This is a genomic window from Halobacteriovorax sp. RT-1-1 (assembly GCF_047085455.1).
Classification (GTDB): Bacteria; Bdellovibrionota; Bacteriovoracia; order Bacteriovoracales; family Bacteriovoracaceae; genus Halobacteriovorax_A.
In genome coordinates this window covers 638659-660016 of record NZ_JBKIXZ010000001.1, presented here as the reverse complement: position 1 = coordinate 660016, position 21358 = coordinate 638659, and the positions used below count along the sequence as shown (strand labels likewise).

The following is a 21358-nucleotide window of genomic DNA, read 5'->3' as shown; positions in this document are numbered from 1 at the left end:
GTTTATTTTTTCCCACCACTACTTTCTTCATCAACAGCAAGAACGGCCAAGAATGCTTCTTGTGGAACTTCTACGGATCCAACCATCTTCATTCTCTTCTTACCTTCTTTCTGCTTTTCAAGTAGTTTTCTCTTCCTTGAAACGTCACCACCGTAACACTTAGCAAGTACGTTCTTACGAAGTGCCTTTACAGTTTCACGAGCAACAATTTTAGCACCAATTGCAGCCTGAATGGCAATATCAAATTGCTGACGATCAATAATCTTTCTTAATCGCCCTACAAGATCACGACCCTTATAGTATGCATTATCAACGTGACAAATAATTGATAGAGCATCAACTTTCTCACTATTTAAAAGGACATCAACCTTAACAAGTTTTGAGGCTTGATAACCTTTGAACTCGTAATCCATCGATGCATATCCCTTAGTGTAACTTTTTAACTTATCATAGAAGTCAAAAACCATCTCACTTAGTGGAAGATCATAAGTAACCTGCACACGCTCTTCAGTAATATATTTCATATCTGTCTGAATACCGCGCTTTTCCTCACATAGACGAATAATCTTACCAACAAACTCGTTTGGTACGTGAATTGAGATTGAAACAACCGGCTCAGTAATTTCTTCAAATTTTCCAGGCTCAGGCATTGTTGAAGGGTTTTCAACATCAACAATCTCACCGTCATTCATCTTAACTTTATAAGACACAGAAGGTGCAGTTGAAATTAAATTTAAACTAAATTCACGCTCAAGACGTTCTTGAATAATATTCATGTGAAGTAGACCAAGGAATCCACAACGGAAACCAAAGCCTAGTGCCTGAGATGTTTCAGGCTCGTATGTAAATGAAGAATCATTTAGCGCTAGTTTTTCTAGAGCATCTTTTAATACTTCATAATCATGAGATTCAACAGGGAAGATACCACAGAAAACCATTGGCTTTACTTCTTCGTATCCACCTAAACTTGGCGTATCTTTCTTCTTAGCATTAACAACTGTATCCCCAACCTTTACGTCACGAATATTTTTAATACCGCAGATAACCATCCCAACTTCACCGGCACCGAGTTCTTTTACCTCAGTAAAGAACGGAGTGTTCACAGCAAGCTTAAGAACTTCATATTCTTGATCTGAATTCTTAAGATAGATAATATCTTTCTTATTAATCGTACCTTCAACCACTCTGAGTAAGAAGATTACACCCTGATACGGGTCAAACCATGAGTCAAAAATTAGACCCTGAAGATCTTTATTTGGGTCCCCTTTAGGACAAGGGATTTTTTCAATAATCGATTCAAGTAGGTCTTCTACACCAAGTCCTGACTTAGCTGAAACTTCATCAGCATCTAATGCTTCAATACCAACAACATCTTCAATCTCTTGCTTTACACGTTCTGCATCTGCGTGAGGAAGATCAATTTTATTAAGGACAGGCATGATTTCAAGATCATTTTCCATGGCCATATAAACGTTAGCAAGAGTTTGCGCTTCAACACCTTGAGAGGCATCAACAACAAGAAGAGCACCATCACAAGAAGCAAGTGATCTTGAAACTTCATATGAGAAGTCAACGTGACCCGGAGTATCGATGATATTTAGGTAGTAAGTCTGTCCATCGCGGGCCTTGTAGTTCAATCGAACAGTTTGTGCCTTAATGGTAATCCCACGCTCTTTTTCAAGCTCCATATTATCGAGAATACGATCAGATTTCTCGCGATCAGTAATTGAACCTGTTTTTTCAATTAAACGATCCGCAAGAGTCGATTTCCCGTGGTCAATATGTGCAATAATGGAAAAATTTCGAATTAGTTTCCTATCAATCATTGTATCTATAACTCCGCTAAATTCCACGAATCATAGCACATATTTCTAGGGATAACTATATTTTCGAGAGTTTTGAGGCACCTAAATACTTAAGATGCCTGAACTTCTTTTGACATTACCATTAAGTAATAATCTAGTGACGAGTCGCGTCCACGAATTGGAATTACTGACGCATAGCCTTCGTAAATATATTCAACTACTTCCTCGATATCTTCATGAGACTCACCTGCTTCATCCCCTTCGATATCAACCTTTACAGAAATCTTATCTCCAATCTCTTTATCTGATTTAGCTGAGTCATCGCGCTTAGCGATTTTGATTTCCTGGTTTTCAATCTTAGAACGACGCTTAATGGCAAGTTCATATGTTTCAATGATGCACTGAGGAATAATTGAATCTGTCATCACTTTACCAATTGTATCTTCTGATTGAACCTGAAGAAGTTGGTAAATCTGATTATTCATATACATGAGCTCACCCTTGGCATTTGTTAAAAGAACAGGTCTCTTAACCATATTGGCAAGTACATCAAACTTTCTATTCTCTACAATAATCTTATCTGCACGTAACTCTTCAAACTTTTTGAAAGAGTGAATCATCTTATTCATCTCTTGAGCAATCTCTCCAATCTCGTCATCTTGCGAATAGTAGATCGAAACGTCGAAGTTACAATCTTGTAGCTCTCGAATAGCATCTTTAATCTTCTTAAATGGTAAAGCAATTTTACCAGGGATAACTAGACCTAAAATAATCGTCCAAAGAAATGCAATAATTAGAGTAATCATCATCTTGCGTTTAGTTTCGTTGATGATTCCTTTAATTTTCTCTTCTCTTTCCACATTCTGATAATACTGAATGTCTTGAAACTCAGAGAATGCATCAAGAATTTTATCGGCCAGCTCACCTATGGAAGTCATTCCGATATTATTTCGATGGAATAGAGAAGCTTTACTTAGAATAACCTTCAATGAATCGGTATAAGAGAGCATTTGTCCAATAATCTTTTTAACCTCTGGTTCATCGTAGTGAGTATCAAGTCTTTGAAGTTGTGATGTAAAAGACTCACAAAGGTTTAGAATTCTTTCCACCATCTCTGGAGTTGGTTTTTTTGTGAGAATCCTTCTTTGATTCTTTAAAATCGCAACCGCTGAAATCCTAACCTCGTCAGTAATAAGAGTTACTTTATTTGAACGATCAGTAATCGACTCAATTTCTTTATTGAGGTTATTTAAATGATAAAAAACGATGAACGCTAGAAGAATTACAACTGCTGCTGCAAATGAAAAACTCCAGGCGACTCGATTTCTTAGTGATAAATTCAAAATTATTCCCCTTTATGCGACGTCAAAGACTTATGCATCCTCAAGATCAGCAAAAAGTTTATTAAAATTCTTTTCACTTCCAACTAGAACAACGATGTCATCTGATTCGATAATATCCATCGGCATTGGACAATCGTTAATTTCCATACGATAAGCAGACTTACCGTCTTCAGTGATATATGGAACCTTCTTTTGAAGGGCAACAATATTAAGTGAATAGTTTTGACGAATCTTACTCTCTACCAGGGTTTTTCCTTCAAATTTCTTTCCAAGCTTAAGCTCGACAATAGAATATCCGGCCGCAAAGTTATAACGCTGAAGAACGTGAGGAGCAATAATCTTAGAAGCGACGATTTCCCCCATCTCCTCTTCAACTTTAATAATTTCAGAAGCACCAATTTCATGAAGAACGTGCTCGTGAAGTTTTGAAGTAGCACGGGCAATTACACGACCTACACCAAGCTTTCGAAGCATTGTTACGGCCATAATCGACATCTGAATATTGTCACCAATGGCAACAACCGCAGTATCAACGTCAGAAATATTTACAGATCGTAGAGATCTTTCATCAGTAACATCTAGTGCAACAGCGTGTGTTGTACGGTCTTTAATTTTATCAACGAGCTCATCATTCTTATCAATAGCAATTACCTCGGCTCCCTTTTCAAAAAGTCCAACCGCAGTTTTTGCTCCAAATGTCCCTAGCCCGATAACAGCAACTAGCATATAAAATCCTTTATCTAATTTTAACCAATCATTATTCGTCCGTCAGGGTAGTCTAATTTACCTGAGTATTTCTGTCTCTCACCAATTGCTAAGATTAGAGTTAAAGGACCAATACGTCCAATAAGCATCAGAATAGAAATTGCGACTTTCCCTGCGACTGTTAAAAATGGAGTAACTCCAAGAGTGAGCCCAACTGTTCCCCCTGCACTTAGAACTTCAAAGAAAAGTGGTAAGAAGTTTTGATTTGGCTCTATTTTCATCATGATAAAAATAAATGATGTTGAAACGACAATAGAGATGAACATAAGTGCTGTTGCCTTAACAACAACAGGTCCAGCAATTTTGCGATCAAACATCATAACGTTTTTATCACCTTTTAGTGTTGATATAATAGACTGAACAAGAATAGCAAGAGTCGTCGTCTTAACCCCACCGGCCGTCGAACCTGGTGAACCACCGATGAACATAAACATGGCCATCATATAAATCGTATACGAATGAAGATTCGTCAGAGGAATCGTGTTGAATCCCGCAGTTCTAAGGGTAATTGATTGGAAGACAGAAATCTGAATTTTCTCCCAAAGATTATAGCTATCGAGAGCACCAAGAAACTCTCCAAAGAAAATAAAAATTGCACCACCAACAGTAAGAGCTAATGAAGTTATAAGAACAACTTTAGTGTGCATCCCTAAACGAACAATCGTCTTCTCTCTAGTGACAACTTCCTTTAATTCCTTTAGAGCAATGAAACCAATTCCTCCAAGAGAAATAAGAATTGCAATAGTTCCGTGAATTAATGGATTAGTAGCATAATTTTCAAGAGAGTTATCAAATAGAGCAAAACCAGCATTACAAAATGCAGAAACACTATGGAAGAATCCGTAGTACATTGCCTGGCCAAATTCAAAGCCTTCGAAAGTGAAACCAATCGTTAAGATAATGGCCCCCCAAAGCTCAATAATAAAAGTATATTTAACAATATTGATAATCATAGCAAAGAGCTCTTCCAGAGAAGAAACATCGAGAAGGTCCTGCATGATGATACGATCTTTCATCTTCATCGATCGACCTAGAACAATGGCCATAGAAGAGTAAAGGGTCATAATGGAAAGACCACCAATTTGAATTAGTCCTAAGATGACCAATTGTCCGACCACACTAAAACTCGTATTCGTTCCAAGGGTTGAAAGTCCTGTAACACAAGTTGCCGAGGTTGCAGTAAAGAGGGCATCCACAAAACTGATACTTACTCCATCTGCAGCAGAGAGAGGAAGCATGAGTAATAAAGTCCCTGCCATGATAACCCCACCAAAGGTGAAGAGAACAAGCTGAGCAGACGTTAATTTGATTTTACTAAAGAGCGTATCAAAACGATTCTTATACTCTCGATTTGTTGGCTCTCCCCCATCATCATATAAAGATAAAATAGTCGAGAGTAAGTGCGCGCTGGCGAGCAAATAGGTAAACTTTAAATCACCCCAAGTAATGAGTGTCGGTATAAATACGAGTAAAGAAAATGAATATCGACGAAAAAAGTCTTCACCATTTTTTGCTTCAATCATGTTCTTAATAACCGTTAAAGCAATGGCAATTGGGACTACCCAAACCATTAAGTCTAGGGTATTCACGATAAACTTTTGATTCCAACTGGCCGGGATCTTCTTATTATCGTAGAGAGTGAATAAGAGGATAAAACTACCGTTGAAAAAAAGTTCAAACAGGAATGACAATTTTTGTAATAATGATGCCATATTCTTTAATAATATTACTAATTTAGCTAAGTTGATACTTATAGCAGATTGAGACATATTTTCCTATGACTAAAAAGAAGAAACCAAACAAAGAGATCAAGTTTCCAAAAACTTTCCCAATCGATTTCAAAGTCGAACACCTCGACTCTCTTGGTCAAGGAGTTTCAAAATCAAATGGAATTGCTTTTATTCAAAAAACACTTCCCGGAGAAGAAGGAAAGGCCCTTGTATACAAGTCTAAGAAAAGTATTCAATTTGCAAGCTTAACTGAATTAACTAAGAAGTCTCAATTACGTACTGATTCTGAATGTCCTTACTATAGCGAGTGTGGAGGTTGTCACTTCCTACATACTAGTTATGAAAATGAGATTGAGTTTAAAAAGAAAGCTTATCTCGACAACTTTAGTCGCCAATTTAAAATCGACTTAAGTGAATCTCTGATTATTCATAAAGCAGACGAACGCTATAAATATCGAAATCGTATTCAACTTCATTATAATAAGAAGGACAACTCTCTTGGCTTTTTTAACGATTCAAATTCTAAAATCATTACAATTAAAAATTGTTTAATGGCAAATGATGACATTAATAGTGAATTAGCAGTGCTTCATGAAGACTGGCAAAGTGATGCAAAAAAAAGCAAAGGCCATGTTGAATTATTTCAACGAGATGGAAAAATTTTAAAAACATTTGATTCCTACTACTCAGCGGAAGGGTTCTTACAAGTAAATCCACCGATGAATGAACGCCTATTAACACTAGTTAATGAATATATGAGTAAAGTCACAAGTAACTCCTCTATCACTGTTGATTTATTTGGAGGAAGCGGAAATATTACAAAAGCACTTTCACATCGTACTGTTGTCATGGATGCAACTCCGACTAAATTTATCAAGTTACAAAATAAAGAGCATCAGGAATATATTGAATTAGATATCTACCACCACACGGCCATAAAGAAGCTAGAGGAAATGGCAATTACAGAAATTGATCTTCTTGTAATTGATCCTCCTCGAAGTGGACTTAAAAATATTGATGAATTCACTAAAATCCTAAAGCCAAAACATATCGTATATGTCAGTTGTAATAACCAAACTCTGGCCAGAGATACCCATAAAATTCAATCAGAATATCGTATTGAAGAGTCGCACATGTTCGACTTTTTTCCTGGTACCCGACACTTTGAATCAGTTATCTTCTTTGCGCATAGGTAACGATTGTAAGTTCTTAGATTAACATTGTAATGGGCACTGAAAGCCATTACAATTAAAGAGTATATTCTCTTTTTAATCTAACGTTTTTGGTGAAATGATGAAACGAACTACAGTTACTTTTCTATTTGCAACATTAATTGGAATCATGACGACTTCATGTTCTTCGAATCAGAAAGCAGAACAGTTAAAGAAGGCAGAGCTCTTCTATACATATGGTACTCAAAAAATGATCGATAAGGATTACTCTCAAGCACTTGAAGCTTTAGAGAATGCGAATCAATTAAATCCTAATGATACAAAAACTTTAAACAATCTTGGTCTTGCATACTACTTTAAAAATAGACCAGAAAAAGCAAAGTTCTACTTTAATCAGTCGATTAAAATAGATAATAAAAACTCAGACGCTAGAAATAACCTTGCTTCAATTTATTTCAAAGAAGGTGATTACAATAAAGCAGAAGAGCACTACAAAATTGTTTTAAAAGACCTTATTTATCGCTACAACTATCGAGTTAAGTACAACCTATCTCTTATAGAACTTAAGAGAGGAAACAAAGATGCAGCAGTTAAGTACCTTCAAGAAGTTACTGGCTACACACTAGACTATTGTCCTGCTCCTTATCAATTGGCCCTAATCTATAAGAAAGATGGAAATATCAAAGAGGCCATCAAGAACTTAAATATTGCAACAACAGGTGAATGTAAGAAAGAGATTGCACCAAAGTTTGAACTTGCAGAAATTTATCGTTCTCTTGGTGAAGCTAAGAAGGCACTACCTCTTTACAACGAAATTATTGAGCAGTTCCCAAGAACTGATTATGCGAAAAGAAGCTTAGTAATCAAGAATAATCTAATGAAGAATGTTTATTACTCAAACAAATTTGAAACTGATAATTTATAATTAAAAAGGCGTAATAATGGAACAGGAAGTTGCAAAAGAAGCCCAAAACCTATCTCTAGGAAAATATCTCCAAAAGGCCAGAGATAAGAAAGATCTAAGTATCGAAGCAGTAAGCAGACATACTAGAATCAACCTAACAAACCTTTCGGCACTTGAAGCGGACGACGTCGAGCGATTACCTAATATCGCTTACGTAAGAGGTTTCGTTAAGACACTGGCAAAAACTTATGACATTGATGTCGAAGAAGCAACAAGAAAGCTTGAAGAGCTTTATGGCGAAACTGCAAGTGAACAGATACAACCGCTTGAAGCAACAGACTTCCCTCAAGCAAACGTAGAGAAGAAGCAGGATCTTGTTAAAAAAGAAGTACAGATTTCGGACTCTCTAAAATATAAATTACTAGGTGTTGTTGCGGCCTTCTCTATTGGTATTTTTATTTTTATTAATCTTGATAAATCCAGAGAAGTAGATACTGGTGAAGAAACTAAAGAAGTCGTTGTCGAAGCACAAGTGTTAGATGAGAACACTCCGCTACAAGAAGAAAGCGTTGAAGAGACAGAAACAACTTCACAAAAAGCAACAAGTGAAGATGCTACTGAGCAAGTAGAAGAAGAGACAAAACCTGAAGTTATCGTTGAAACTAAAAAAGAAGAAAAGCCAGAAGAAAAAAAGGTAGAAGAAAAAGAAGAAAAAGAGCTTAATTTCTACAATCTTCCTTCTCCACTCTTTGCATTCAAGGATATCTCAGAAGATGAGAAGAATGAGATTATTCCAGCAAATATCAGAGCTGCATTTGAAGATGGAAAACAAAATATTTTTCTAAAAGCTATGACTGGTGATTCTTGGATTGTTTATCAAAGTGATGAAGATCCAATCAAAAAGTTCACGCTTAAAGAAGGAAGGTATCTTCTAATTAAGGGTGATAAGATTCTACTTCGCCTAGGAAATATTGATGCTCTAAACGTATTTTATAATGGTGAACTACTAGGTATGAATTCTCGCTCAGGGGTCAAAAGCTTAGTTTTCCCTGTTGAAATTGCAAAAGATTACAAGTTACCACTGTTTATTTTTGATAAAAACGGTGGTGTTCAAACATCTAAAGAATATTTAGAACAAAAAGAAAATTCTCAAAACTAAGAATTCCAATCTAATTTTTTATAATAACTAATTCCAATAGCTCCTGTGACTACCGCTGGTAAGAACAGGACTAATGGGATTGGTAAATTACTTTTCTTAGCAACAGACACACCAGAGAAATAAAGGGTGTAATAAACAATCGTTACCAAAAGAGCTAATGCACTAGTATTACGAGTTGCACCTCTCCCCTTTTTTACACCAAAGACAAAGCCTAAAAGAGCAAAAACAATACATTGAATAGGTATCGTAAAACGTTCCCAATACTCAATATTTCCCTTTCTTATATCATCTTCTAGCTTATCCTTTATCTTCTTCGTCTTAGTATTTTTTAATTGGCCCTTTAGCTTTCTAATATGTCTTCTCAGCTCGTTAGATGACATCATACTTGCCTTGTTAACACTCGAAAAACTCTGACCTGTTACTATTGGATATTCATACGTTTCAAATAGAATTTTTTCTACTTCATGGCCTTCTTTATCAATAGAAATAATACTTCCATTGAAAAAATCAAATCTAATATTTAAACCACTTGAGTCTCCATCAGACTTTGGCTTATTCAAGACTCCTTGTTTGGCCATAATTACTTTATCAACACCATCTTTAGAAGAGATTCTCAAAAAAACATTTTCTAATATCTTTCCATCATCCTTCACATCTTCAGCAAAAAGAATTACCCCAGGAATCTCTGTAAAAAATTGTTCTTTTTTAATATCTGTCAGAATTCCCTTTGATCCAAGTTGCTTAAAAGTATTCCTGAATATTTTCTTTGAAGTAGGAATCATATTCGTATTTAAAGAAACGACAGAGACAGCAATAAGAATTGAGATAATAAAATAAGGAGAAAAAATTCTGTGCTTATTAATTCCCATGGCCCTCAATGCAACAATTTCTGAGTCTTCACTTAATTTATTTAGTGTATAGATCATTGCAAAAAGAATCGATAACGGAGTCGCCATTGGGATGAAACTAATAGAGATATGGCCAAGAATTTCTAAAAATTGAAAAATTCCTACACCTTTTTTTGTCACAAGCCTCATGAATTTGAACAGTTGTGTCGTTAAGAGGAAGGCAACAAAGAAAGTAAGACTCATCGCAAAAGGGACAATAAAGTTTGACGCAAGGTATCTTTGAAATATCTTAGTTGGGATTAAATCTTTGATCTTTTTGACTGCGTCCATGAAAACCCTTAGCGACTGTTGTCATACTTTGTCTTTTTGTATAGTTACTGCTAGTTTATACCCTCTTAAATCACTTTGAAACCCCCTTTTAAGGAGCAAATATGAAATTCACTTTGAATTTAAATTCTAAAGAAAATTCAAGTGCTGATTGTTATGTAATTGGTGCTTATTCAACAAAAACAAAAAAAGGTAAAAAAGAAGTAGAAACTGTAGCTCTTACAGGTTGGCCAAAAGAGCTTAAAGCTACTTTTGAATCAATGAATAGCTCAGTTGATTACAATGGTACAAAAGGTACTACTTATGCTTTCAACCACTATGGTAGCGACGTATTAGTTGTTGGACTTGGTGACAAAACTAAAGTTACAACTGAAGACATTAGAAAAGAGTTAGCGAAAACTTATAAACTTGTTTCTAAGTATAAGAAAGTTGCTGTAGCTTTTGATACGTTTACTTTTAAAACAAAAAAAGAAGAGTCTCTAGCAGTTCTAGTTGAAGCTTTTGAAATGTCTGCTTATAAATTTGATAAGTATCTTTCAGAATCAAAGCCAGCTGCTCTTAAAGAAGTAATCATTGATACTGCTGAAAAAGCTGCAAAGAAGAAAGACTTTGATAAAGTTATCAAAGATTCACAATTTGTTACTGAGTCGATCAATGTTGCACGTGACTTTGTTAACGAGCCACCAAACGTTCTACGTTCAACTGAATACGCAAAGCGTGTTAAAAAAGATGTTGAAGGTATCGCAGGTGTAAAGTGTAAGATCCTTGGAAAGAAAGAGCTTAAGAAAGAAAAAATGGATCTTTTCCTATCTGTTAACAACGGTTCTGCATACGATGCTCAACTTGTTCACCTTACTTATACTCCAACAAAAGCTACTAAGAACATGAAGCACATCGCTTTCGTAGGAAAGGGTTTAGTTTTTGATACTGGTGGATATTCTCTTAAGCCAGGTGGATCAATGATGAATATGAAGTTTGATATGGCAGGTTCTGCAACTGTTTATGCTGCATTTAGAGCTGCTGCTAAAATGAAACTTCCAGTAAAAATCACTTGTATCCTAGGTATGACTGATAACGCAGTAAACGCTGATGCAACGATGCCAGACTCAATTGTAAAAGCTAGAAATGGTAAAACAGTTGAAATCCTAAACACTGATGCTGAAGGACGTTTAGTTCTTGCTGACTGTCTAGACTATGCTTGTGATCTAAAACCAGATGCAATCATCGACGCTGCAACTCTTACTGGTGCTTGTCTAGTTGCTCTTGGAACTGAAGTTTGTGGTCTTATGTCAAATGACAAAAAGCTTTCTGCAAACCTTCTTAAAGCTGCTGAATCAGCGGATGAGTATATGTGGGAACTTCCAATTATCCCTGAGTGGACAAAAGACATGAAAGGTACAATCTCTGACCTTAAAAATATCGGTGGTTCTTCTTTTGGTGGTACAGCTAAAGCTGCTGCTTTCCTACAAGAATTCATCAAAAATGATATTGCTTGGGCACACCTTGATATCGCAGGTGTTGGTGACTCTCAATCTCACCTACCATACTGTCCACCAAAAGGTGCTTCAGGAACTGTGATTAGATCTCTTGTAGAGTTCTTAAAGCAAAACTAAGAAGTCATCCCAGTGAGTAGTAACGCAATTTTTAACATTGTTCTATATGCGCCAGATATTCCCGGAAATACCGGGAGTATAGGGCGTACTTGTATCGCTCTTGGTGCAAGACTTGTCCTTATTAAGCCTTACGGATTTGATCTTTCAGAGAAGGCCGTCAGACGCGCGGGACTTGATTATTGGAAATATGTTGAAGTTGCAGAATACGAAAACTGGGAAGAATTCATAGAAAATGAAAAGCCAGATGAAGAAAATCTTTTCTTCTATACAAAGACGGCCATAGAAAATCATTTCTATGGACGAAACTACACTAAAGGCTGCTATCTTGTCTTTGGTTCAGAGACAAAAGGGCTACCAAAGCATATCTTTGATAGCTACCCTAATCGTTTATTTTGTCTTCCAATGTTTTCAGAGCATGTGAGATCGTTAAATCTCTCAAACGTGGCCACGACTGTGGCCTACGAAGCATTAAGAGTTATTCAATATTAAAATTGATAACCCATACCAAGTGTAATTCGATATTGATCTAGCTTGATATCTTGATTAGCAATCTCAAGACTACCATCAGCAAGATAGTCAAAAGCTAGAGTTATATCCATCCCCGCTTCACGATATCCAAAATCCATAGAAGTATAGATTTGTTCAGATGATGAGTTATTAATATCAAGTTTTCGATATTCAATACCTGGAGTAACATAGAGATATTTTGTATAAAGAACTTCAAGATCGAAGTTAAACTTCATTCTCTTATAATCACCTGAAGCGTATCCATTATCTCCTGACTCATATTCAAAATCAGTATCAAACTCTAAGTTACTATGTTTTCTTGTTCCACCAATAAAAAATTCTTTTCTTGTTCCACGATTAAGCTCTTGGCTTTTTGTTTTAATACTAAGACCAGCTTCAGCAGATAGAACTTCATCAAGATAGCCACCAGCAAGTGTTAGATCAGTGTAGTAACCATGCTTTTTTGAATTTGGCTTTACGTATTTATAGGCTCCACCAAAGCTTACACGATTAATATTAAACATAGTTGAAGCTTCAACTTCGAATGTATTGATATTTTTATTTTGAAGGTCTCTTTCAATATTTCTATATCCAAAACCAAAAGAAACTAAATCAACAGGTCTAAATCCCATAAGAAGAACAGCTTCTCTATTGTGGCCAACCTCTGTGATAATTGGCTGAGTCTGTGCAAATCCAACATTGTCATTATATGAAAACTCTGCTGAAAATACACGGTTCCCAAAAGCACCATTAATGTCAAAGTCTGAACTATCAAGAGTGTCAATATCCTGAATCTCTGCACTTCCGCCTTCGAATTGTGTGTTAAAGAATTGTCTACGATCATTTGCTACGGCCATTGAAGAGCTATGTCTCGTTTTACCATCTTTAGAGATCTCAGGCATAACTCGATTTGCAAATGCAGTTGATGTTAATAGTAGTGATAGTCCAAAAATTTGTCTTTTCATAATCCCTCTTAAATAATTTGATTTTATTCTAGAGGATATAAAAAGGGAGGTCAAAACCTCCCTGATATTTAGAAGAAATAAACTGCGTTTACTTTTAAGTTCAGATCTCCACCTAGAAAGAAATCAACACCTACAGTCGCGTCAATTTTATCCTTACGATAACCAAAATCACCTGAAACAGCTAAGTTATCGAATTCAAAATCGTAATCCACGATATCCCACATAACACCTGGAGTTACGTAGTATCGATCTTTCACTAAAATTTCAGCATCACCAGTTAGAGAGATAATATTATCAGAGAAAATATTTAAGCCATCAGTCGATGAAACAGAAATATCTGCATCGTATTCAACTTTATCAACGATCATTGTTAAACCACCAAAAAGATTTAACGTATCATCACGCCCTAGATCATCTGATGATAATGAATAAGTCATTCCCGCTTCCCAAGTCATCTTCTTATTCACTTGACCAAGACCTGCAGTTAGAGAAAGAAAGCTTCCATCAACAATTACTAAATCTTGAGAGTTATAAGTTACAGAACCACCCACAATAAAGTCATTCCATTTTGTTGAAGCAGCAAGTTCAACGGCCATATCTTTTGCATCTGAATCAAAGCTATTGAAGTCAATTCCAAGACCAATGGCCAAGTCATTTGATAACTTCATCCCACCTTTTGCATTAATTGAATTATAGCCATCACCAAAATCAAGAACACCTTCTGCTGAGTAGTTCTTATATGAATATGCACCAAAAGCTGCAAGTCCTGAAGTTTCTTCAGTATCTTCGATCATTGCACCTGCAAATTTTCTCTGCTGAGTCGAAACTGCAATTGCAGAATTATTAAGAGTTTTTCCATCACGTGAAGTTTCAGGAACTATTGTATTAGCAGCTGCTGATAAAGTTAGTGTTGATAATAAAATAGTACTTAGTGTTTTTTTCAAAATTACTCCTTTAATTTTAATAACTTGAAAAAGAATTATAGGAGAAAATTAAAATAAAAAAAGGGAGGCCAAAGCCTCCCCATCTACATATAAAATTTATAAATAAATCTTAGAATTTATAACCAACGTTAAGATTAAATCCTAAACCATCAGCGTCGATACCTTCTAACTCACCTGTTGAGTAGCTTAGTCCAAAAGTAGTATCTAGACCATTTGCTCTATAACCGAAATCTGATTTTACACCTAGAATTGATGTATCTGAGTCAGCGGCTTTTGGTAATGTAGTACTTAAGTGATAAATACCTGGAGTGATATAGAAAGTTGGACCTACTAAGAATTCTGCATCAAGAGAAATTTCAAGTTGAGAATAGTCGTTGTCTGTTGCACGGTTTTGTAAGTAATCACCGTACTCATAAGTAAGTGATCCATCTAATTCAACATTATTTACAATCATAGTCCCATTGGCAAATACACCTAAACGAGTATCTGTTAGAACAGCGTCGTTCCCTTTAGTTGTATATTGAATTCCTGTCTCCCAAGAAACAGATTTATCTTGCTTACCAAAAGCAAGAGTAAGAACAGTGTAGTCACCTTCTGTTAAAACAGCATCTACCATATGATGAGCAAGTGAAGCACCTAGAGTTGTTCCATTAACAACAATTGTTCCACCAGCTTCAATAATAGTGTCGTCAATAGTATCTGATAATTCATCTACAGATAGTCCTAGACCAAGAGTTAGGTTTCCACCAGTTCTAAATCCCATTAGTAAATTAAGTTCTGCTAGATCTTGCTCTGATCCCATAGCTTCCATTTTATTTTTTGCATAAGAACCTTCAAATGAAAATGTATCAGTTGAAACTGCACCAAATAAATTTGTTACTGTAATATCAAGATCAATAGAAGGTGTCGTATCAGTTTCAAGGGCCTGAGAAGTATATTGACCAGCAATGTAGCTTCTTTTGTCTTGAGAAACAGCAAGTACTGATGTGTTTTTTGTTTTACCATCACGTGAAATTTCTGGCATTAATACATTTGCGTATGCTGATGTCGAAAGTGCTGCTAGAGCAACTGCACTAATAAACTTCTTCAAATCTTCCTCCTTGAAGCAATAAAATAAATATTAAGAAATATTATACTTTAAATTAAATTAATTAAAACAAATATCCTACATTTAGTGACCAACCAAGGCCATCATAGTCGATATCGTTTTCTTCACCGACAAAGATATAGCTTGCACCGATTGTTGCATCTAGTCTTTTTGTGCGATAGCCGAAATCTGTTTTAAGTCTTACGTCAGAAGTATCACTTGAGACACCTGGCGCATTTTCGGCAGAATAATTTATTCCCGGAGTAATATAGAAGTTTGATCCTAATAGGAATTCAGCATCAAATTCGAAGTATAGAGCATTAAAGTTATTTCCATCTGTCGTATTATCTTCATCTTTTAAGTAGTTTCCAAATTCATATGTAAAGCTACCATCAATTTCAATACCGTTAACAACTTTAGTCATGCCACTAAAAAGAGTGAATCTCTTACCAGTTGTTAAATCATCAGTGCCTTCAGTCTTTAGTTGCACACCTGCTTCGACACTATTTTTAGAATCTTGTTGACCAAAGCCTGCACTTAGAACGAAGAATCCACCTTTCGTTGAAGAAGTTTTGTTTTCGACGAATTCAACAGAACCTCCTAAAACCTTGTCATTAACTTTAAGACTTCCACCGGCAGAAATAATACTTTCATCTGTTGAAATATCTAATTCAGACTTTGTGTAACCAAGCCCTAAAGTTAGCTTCTTATTTACTTGGTATCCGCCGAGAAATGAGAAGTTGGTTGCATGATTTTTAGAACCTTCAATATCGAAAGTAGGTATATCAACAGTTAACTGTCCATTGAATCCATTTGAAGAAAATCCACCAAAAACACCTGGAACAGTTTGTTTAATTTCAACTACTGGAGTCGTATCACTCTCTACGCTTAAGTATTCATACTTAGCCGCCGCAAAATTTCTCTTTTCTTGCGATGATGCAATAACAGACGTGTTTAAAGTTTTACCATCACGTGAAATTTCAGGAAGAATAAAATTTGCAGTTACATTAGTACTAATAAGTGAAAGTACACTTAGACATAAGATATTTTTCGACTTCAACTCGAACTCCTAGGGCGTATGAATATTTTATTAGATTATACAAAGAGAAAAGGGAGATGAAAATCTCCCTTTTTATGACAAATATTTGCTTAAAGTCAGTATTTTAAAATAAGTAAGCTACATTAACTTTCCAACCTAAGTCATCAAAGTCAACAGTCCCTACTTCTCCAATAATTGCATAGTCAATACCGAATGTCGCATCAATTCCGTTCATACGATATCTAAAGTCTGCAGAAAGATCGAGTTGCTTTGTGTCTGTTCCATCATTATCAATAAGTGTATATTCAATACCTGGAGCAATGAAGAACATCTTATGTAGCATAAATTCAGCATCAAAATTTAAATGAAACATAGAGTAGTCACCACCAGCTGTTGTGAAATCTCCAGTTGTGTAATCAATATCACCATCAAGCTCTGTGCTATCTAATACAGTAGTCATTCCCGCAAAGATTTTTGTACGACTAGGAGACTTAATAGCATCATCTTTCTCTTCAAGATCAAACTGAAGTCCCGCTTCCCATGACATATTATCTTTATTTGAACCAACACCTAAGATGATACGATTATGAGAACCATCTATAGTTCCATTATCTTCATCCACAAGACTAAAAGACCCACCAATAATTAGATCATTCATATTAAATGAAGCTGCTATCTCAATAACTGTATCTTCACTATCAGGATCTGTATCAACCATTTGATAGCCGATACCGAGAGCAAATTGATCTGATAACCTGAAGCCTGCTTTGATATCATATGTATTACTATCAGTATCAGTAGCACCAGTATCAACATTTCCAAAATTTAGATCTGCCTCGATTGACATCATCTTATTTGACCAAGCTCCGTAGAGGTCAAAATTTGTAGTTTCAATATCAGCGACACCATCTGGTTCTAAGTTTGATGAATTATACTCGGCTGCAACAAAGGTTCTCATCTCTTGTGTTACTGCAATTGTTGAATTATTTTTTGTTTTACCGTCACGTGACGTTTCGGGAACTATCGTATTCGCAAACGCTGTCGTTGTAAGCCCAACTAGAGTTGCGGCCATAAAGATATTCTTCATTTATTCCTCCATAAAAGTTGTATATGCAAATTTTCAACTAAGATGAAAAAAATAAAAACTTAATTTAATTTAAAAAAAAGAAACTTAGAGGGGTGCAGTTTTTATATTTACAACTAAGAGCTTCATTCAATAATGAGCTACTTAATTTTGCAAAGACCGTACCCGAAGGCTCCCTTCGTGGTCGCCTCTGGGTTGAATTGCGTCATCCGCTCCTGCGGATGGCCGCAAACAAAAAGGGAGACCTAAGTCTCCCTTCACGTATATTCTAAATTTTAAAATTAAAATTAGAAGTTGTAAGCTACGTTAACTTTCCAAGCCATTGAATCGAAATCAACGTTGTTTGACTCAGCCATAACAGCATAGTCAATACCAAAAGTAGCATCGATTTTGTTAGCTCTGTAACCAAAGTCAGCAGATAGGTCTAGTTGGTTAGTTTCAGTACCAGCTACGTCTTCGCTTGAGTAGTTAAGACCTGGAGTGATGTAGAACATTTTCCCTACTAGGAATTCTGCATCAAAGTTGAAACCTAGAGCAGTATAGTCACCACCAGCTGAAGTTACATCACCAGTCTTGTATGAAAGATCACCATCAAGTTCGATGTTGTTAACAACTTTAGTCATACCAGCGAATAGACCAATTTTTGATCCAACGTCTAGGTCAGTATCTTCTTCCATATCGTAAGTAAGACCTGCTTCCCATGACATATTGTTTGCGTTTGAACCAACACCTACAGTAAGAGTGTTGAATGAACCATCAGTTGTACCTTGCTCATAAGAAGTGATTGCAAATGAAGCACCAATTACTAGGTCATTCATGTTGTATGAACCAGCAATTTCAAGTTTAGACATATCAGTTTCTGGAGTTGTATCTTCACCCATCATTGTGTAACCAAGACCAACAGCAAATTGCTTATTGATTCTGTATGCAGCTTGTACACCGTAAGAATCGTTATCTGTATCTGCATCTTCACCCATGTTGATGTCTGCTTCTACAGAGATCATTTTGTTTGACCATGCACCGTAAACATTCATGTTAGTTGTATCAACTTCTTGTGCACCAGCAGTATCAGCTTCTGTAGTTTTTGAGTTATACTCACCAGCTACGAAAGTTCTCATTTCACCAGTTGTAGCGATAACTGAAGAGTTCTTAGTTTTTCCATCACGTGAAGTTTCTGGAACGATTGTGTTTGCAAATGCTGCAGAAGAAAGTACTGCCATTGCGATAATACCTGTCATTTTTTTCAAAACTTACTCCTTGTTTTGTTTTATTTAAACTAGCGTTCTAGTTCGATTTAAAAAAATAATTTACTAAATTATACCCTTTTTGTTTTTCTGTGCAATTTTTTTTTACTTTTTTTTAAGAAAGGCCGTGGTTACACTTCCACGGCCTTCTGTATACAATCAAAAATTTTAATTAGAAGTTATACTTAACTGCAAATCTTGTATAAGCATCATCATTCATTGATCCAACAAGTGTATCAACTGCGATCTTATTCCAAGTAAGTGTTGCACCTAGGTTAACATTAGTTGTGTTTTCCATTGATACTTCACCGTTTGAAAGGAAATTACCACTATAAGAACCAATACCAGCAGCCTTAAGACCAGCAACGTCTGATCCAAAAACTGTAGAACCATCTGTACCAACTAGTAGGATACCTAGGTTTTTAGAGTCAGCTTTACCATATAGAGATTGCTTAACAGATCCTCTTAGAGTTAACCAGTCATTAGCTTTTGATTCAAAACCAATAATTAGAGGAATATTGATTGTACTAAGCTCTGCTTTTTGTGCGTACTTAAGTTCAATATCAATTTTTGTTAGTTGAGCTCTAACGAATACAGTTGTGTCGTTAGAAGCAGTGTATTCCTTACCTGCACCAACATCAAATCTAGTGAATCCACCATCAGTTGTATTTGTTGCTGCAAGAACTGGAACTGATGCTCCGTGAGTTTGTTCCCAATCAAATTTCTTAACAGATCCGTAAACTTTAAGATCCTTATTGAAAGTATAAGAACCACCAAACTGCATACCAAGTTGACCATCAAACTTGTTACCTGTTGCTTTATTTTCTGACTCAGACTGAAGAGATACGTTTGCATATGCATCCCAGTTATCTTTGTTAACACCAAATCTAATTGCCATTGCAGAATCTTCTAATTCGTTACCTGCAGAGTTTTTCTTTTCAGCACCAGCATATAAGAAGTTAACACCCCAGTTAACACCAGCTTGTCCACCAAAGAATAGATCTAATTGGTTATCAGCAGTTGCTAGGTAGTTACCCGCTGAATCACCATCTGAAGCAACAATTCTAAGAAGTGCAGAAACGTTTGACTCGTTTCCTAGGAAAGCACCATAAGTAAACTTTCCGTGCTTCTTAAGGAATCCACCTTGAGCCTTTGGGTTTTGGTCAGTATCGAGAGTTGCGTGTTCAGCATCTACTGCTGCAGGGTTAGCTGCTGAGTAGCTAGATACTCCATTGTCACCAAATTCATATACAACCATATCTCCATAGTTGTTTACAAATGAAGCGTTAGTGAAGATATAACGATCATCCATTGTGTAGTAGTTGTCTTCAACTTCATCACCAAGAGCAAGAAGTCTTGCTTTTGTAGCATAAGCACTTGTGCTTAAAAGAGCTAAAGTAGCGGCACCTAAAAATACCTTTTTCATATTCCTCTCCTTGAGTGAGTAAATTCCATGAGTTCAAAAAGTAAACTCTTATTAAAAAATGTTAGTTCTTAAATTTTCGAAGGAGATGGGATGAATGTCAACACCCTGAAATTGCTAAAGAATTCGCAATCCCAGGGCTGATATAAGTATTTTTTATTTTATTTTTGCTTGGACAGCGATTCCTCTTGCGAGAAACTTTGACGACATCCAGGAATCTACGAACGTATCATTCTTTGTCGCCGCCTGCTTCAAAGGAGCGTTAAAACTAAAGAAAATAAGGTGATCTTCGTTTAGAGTTCCATCCTCTATTGAAGAATCGTCAATATCCGGACAATAAGAATAGTCTCTTAAAACCACACGCTCTTTTGACTCATTCTCATTAAAAGCGTCAAAATTCTTGGCCAGGTTTTTCTTCAGAAGATTGATTTTTTTAGAAATATCTTCCTCCGTGCTCTCTTCTTTATCGACAAAAGTAACAAATTTGGCCGTTTGAGCATATCCTTCACTTTCAGATTCACAAATCTCACCGATAAAGTGTCCCCAATCGTGCGTAAAAGATAATGGAAAGAAATAAGTTTGCGACTCTTCATCTTTTGTAATTTTCTCTTTTAAGTCTAAGTGAACATAAAGAGAACATGGTGTCGATGTACTTTCACAAAATTCAATGAACTCGCTTGAAAGTGTCTTCTTATCTTGAAAGAGCTCTAAAAACTTAGCAGGAGACTCTCCCCAATATAAATTTTCACATTCAATAATTAGACCATTTGTTAGGCATACTTTCCAAAATGCTTGATCAATTAATTCTTCAGGAGTTGTACGATAGATTTCTTTAATTCTAAGATTAAAACTATTAGTTTTAATTCTCTCTAGAAGTCCTTCTTTACTAAGCGATGGAAGAAGTTGCGATGGCGATAATTGAATATGATTATCAATATAACTCTCTTCCCCCCACAGTAGTGGCATCGGCTTTGTACGAGATCCAAACGGGTGAAATTTAGAATCTTTGTAAAAACATGAACTATTGATTGGTGTCTCTTCAACAAGTCCTAGATCTTTTAAGATTGAAATATTTCCTTCACCGCGGATTAGTGACGGTCCCATTAGCTTGAAATTATCTTCAGTTACCTCTTCTTCAGAAAGAAGCTTTACACTTGTTGCATCTAAATTATTTAAATGATCGAATAGATCAATTGCAAAGATATCACTTCCAACAATCAAATTTTTAATGAATGTCTTCTCTTCTTGTTTTACTTCAACTTTTTTAAGTTTAAGAATATCGCTATAGGCCATAGTACCAAATTCCTTGTGTGTTGTGTTTGGCAATACAATAACGTATTTTTTTTGGAATTAAAATAGCGAAACCACGCATTAAAGCGTGGTTTCAGGTAATTTCACT

General features: G+C 35.8%; 18 protein-coding genes. 5 read left to right on the top strand and 13 right to left on the bottom strand.

Annotation, left to right across the window (positions count from 1 at the left end; translation table 11 throughout):
- Positions 1–2: 2 nt before the first annotated feature.
- The 4 genes from lepA to ACMAWV_RS03325 all read right to left on the bottom strand — a co-directional run bounded on the left by lepA (position 3) and on the right by ACMAWV_RS03325 (position 5625).
- Positions 3–1826, bottom strand: coding sequence for a translation elongation factor 4 (gene lepA / locus ACMAWV_RS03340; RefSeq protein WP_146037906.1), 1824 nt, complete (start codon positions 1824–1826; stop codon positions 3–5).
- 89 nt (positions 1827–1915) lie between these two features.
- The gene (locus ACMAWV_RS03335; RefSeq protein WP_412469941.1) at positions 1916–3148 is read right to left on the bottom strand and encodes a HAMP domain-containing protein; all 1233 of its coding nucleotides are present in this window, start codon (positions 3146–3148) and stop codon (positions 1916–1918) included.
- A 30-nt stretch (positions 3149–3178) separates the two neighbouring features.
- Positions 3179–3874, bottom strand: a complete 696-nt coding sequence (locus ACMAWV_RS03330; protein ID WP_021266154.1) for a potassium channel family protein — start codon at positions 3872–3874, stop codon at positions 3179–3181.
- A 20-nt stretch (positions 3875–3894) separates the two neighbouring features.
- Entirely contained in the window at positions 3895–5625 is a 1731-nt protein-coding gene (locus ACMAWV_RS03325) for a TrkH family potassium uptake protein (protein WP_158246933.1), read from the bottom strand.
- A 65-nt stretch (positions 5626–5690) separates the two neighbouring features.
- On the opposite strand from ACMAWV_RS03325, the gene ACMAWV_RS03320 reads away from it, so the two are divergent.
- From ACMAWV_RS03320 to ACMAWV_RS03310, 3 genes are all read left to right on the top strand, one after another.
- Entirely contained in the window at positions 5691–6839 is a 1149-nt protein-coding gene (locus tag ACMAWV_RS03320) for a class I SAM-dependent RNA methyltransferase (protein WP_412469942.1), read from the top strand.
- A 97-nt stretch (positions 6840–6936) separates the two neighbouring features.
- Positions 6937–7740, top strand: a complete 804-nt coding sequence (locus ACMAWV_RS03315; RefSeq protein ID WP_158246932.1) for a tetratricopeptide repeat protein — start codon at positions 6937–6939, stop codon at positions 7738–7740.
- A 16-nt stretch (positions 7741–7756) separates the two neighbouring features.
- Complete coding sequence (locus ACMAWV_RS03310) at positions 7757–8878, top strand: helix-turn-helix domain-containing protein (protein ID WP_412469943.1); 1122 nt, start codon at positions 7757–7759, stop codon at positions 8876–8878.
- Here ACMAWV_RS03310 and ACMAWV_RS03305 read toward each other — a convergent pair.
- Positions 8875–10056, bottom strand: coding sequence for an LptF/LptG family permease (locus ACMAWV_RS03305; RefSeq protein ID WP_103218918.1), 1182 nt, complete (start codon positions 10054–10056; stop codon positions 8875–8877). The two genes, ACMAWV_RS03310 and ACMAWV_RS03305, sit on opposite strands and share 4 nt — an antisense overlap.
- 101 nt (positions 10057–10157) lie before the next feature.
- Here ACMAWV_RS03305 and ACMAWV_RS03300 point away from each other — a divergent pair, with 101 nt between their 5' ends.
- Both ACMAWV_RS03300 and ACMAWV_RS03295 read left to right on the top strand, forming a co-directional pair.
- Positions 10158–11666, top strand: coding sequence for a leucyl aminopeptidase (locus ACMAWV_RS03300; RefSeq protein ID WP_103218917.1), 1509 nt, complete (start codon positions 10158–10160; stop codon positions 11664–11666).
- A 12-nt stretch (positions 11667–11678) separates the two neighbouring features.
- Entirely contained in the window at positions 11679–12155 is a 477-nt protein-coding gene (locus tag ACMAWV_RS03295) for a tRNA (cytidine(34)-2'-O)-methyltransferase (RefSeq protein WP_233189732.1), read from the top strand.
- Here ACMAWV_RS03295 and ACMAWV_RS03290 read toward each other — a convergent pair.
- From ACMAWV_RS03290 to ACMAWV_RS03255, 8 genes are all read right to left on the bottom strand, one after another.
- Positions 12152–13138 carry a hypothetical protein gene (locus ACMAWV_RS03290; protein WP_412469944.1) on the bottom strand — a complete coding sequence of 329 codons (987 nt, stop codon included), beginning with the start codon at positions 13136–13138 and terminating at the stop codon, positions 12152–12154. The genes ACMAWV_RS03295 and ACMAWV_RS03290 overlap by 4 nt on opposite strands.
- A 68-nt stretch (positions 13139–13206) precedes the next feature.
- Positions 13207–14082, bottom strand: a complete 876-nt coding sequence (locus tag ACMAWV_RS03285; protein ID WP_412469945.1) for a hypothetical protein — start codon at positions 14080–14082, stop codon at positions 13207–13209.
- 109 nt (positions 14083–14191) lie between these two features.
- The gene (locus ACMAWV_RS03280; RefSeq protein ID WP_412469946.1) at positions 14192–15172 is read right to left on the bottom strand and encodes a hypothetical protein; all 981 of its coding nucleotides are present in this window, start codon (positions 15170–15172) and stop codon (positions 14192–14194) included.
- A gap of 61 nt (positions 15173–15233) precedes the next feature.
- Positions 15234–16229: a hypothetical protein gene (locus ACMAWV_RS03275; RefSeq protein WP_412469947.1), complete on the bottom strand. Its 996-nt coding sequence runs from the start codon at positions 16227–16229 to the stop codon at positions 15234–15236.
- Between the two features lie 103 nt (positions 16230–16332).
- On the bottom strand, positions 16333–17295 hold the full coding sequence (locus ACMAWV_RS03270; RefSeq protein ID WP_412469948.1) for a hypothetical protein: 963 nt from the start codon (positions 17293–17295) through the stop codon (positions 16333–16335).
- A gap of 284 nt (positions 17296–17579) precedes the next feature.
- Positions 17580–18530 carry a porin gene (locus ACMAWV_RS03265; RefSeq protein ID WP_368667190.1) on the bottom strand — a complete coding sequence of 317 codons (951 nt, stop codon included), beginning with the start codon at positions 18528–18530 and terminating at the stop codon, positions 17580–17582.
- Between the two features lie 178 nt (positions 18531–18708).
- Positions 18709–19962 carry a hypothetical protein gene (locus ACMAWV_RS03260; RefSeq protein WP_412469949.1) on the bottom strand — a complete coding sequence of 418 codons (1254 nt, stop codon included), beginning with the start codon at positions 19960–19962 and terminating at the stop codon, positions 18709–18711.
- Positions 19963–20115: 153 nt separating this feature from the next.
- Positions 20116–21252: a hypothetical protein gene (locus ACMAWV_RS03255; RefSeq protein ID WP_103218909.1), complete on the bottom strand. Its 1137-nt coding sequence runs from the start codon at positions 21250–21252 to the stop codon at positions 20116–20118.
- Positions 21253–21358: the final 106 nt, after the last annotated feature.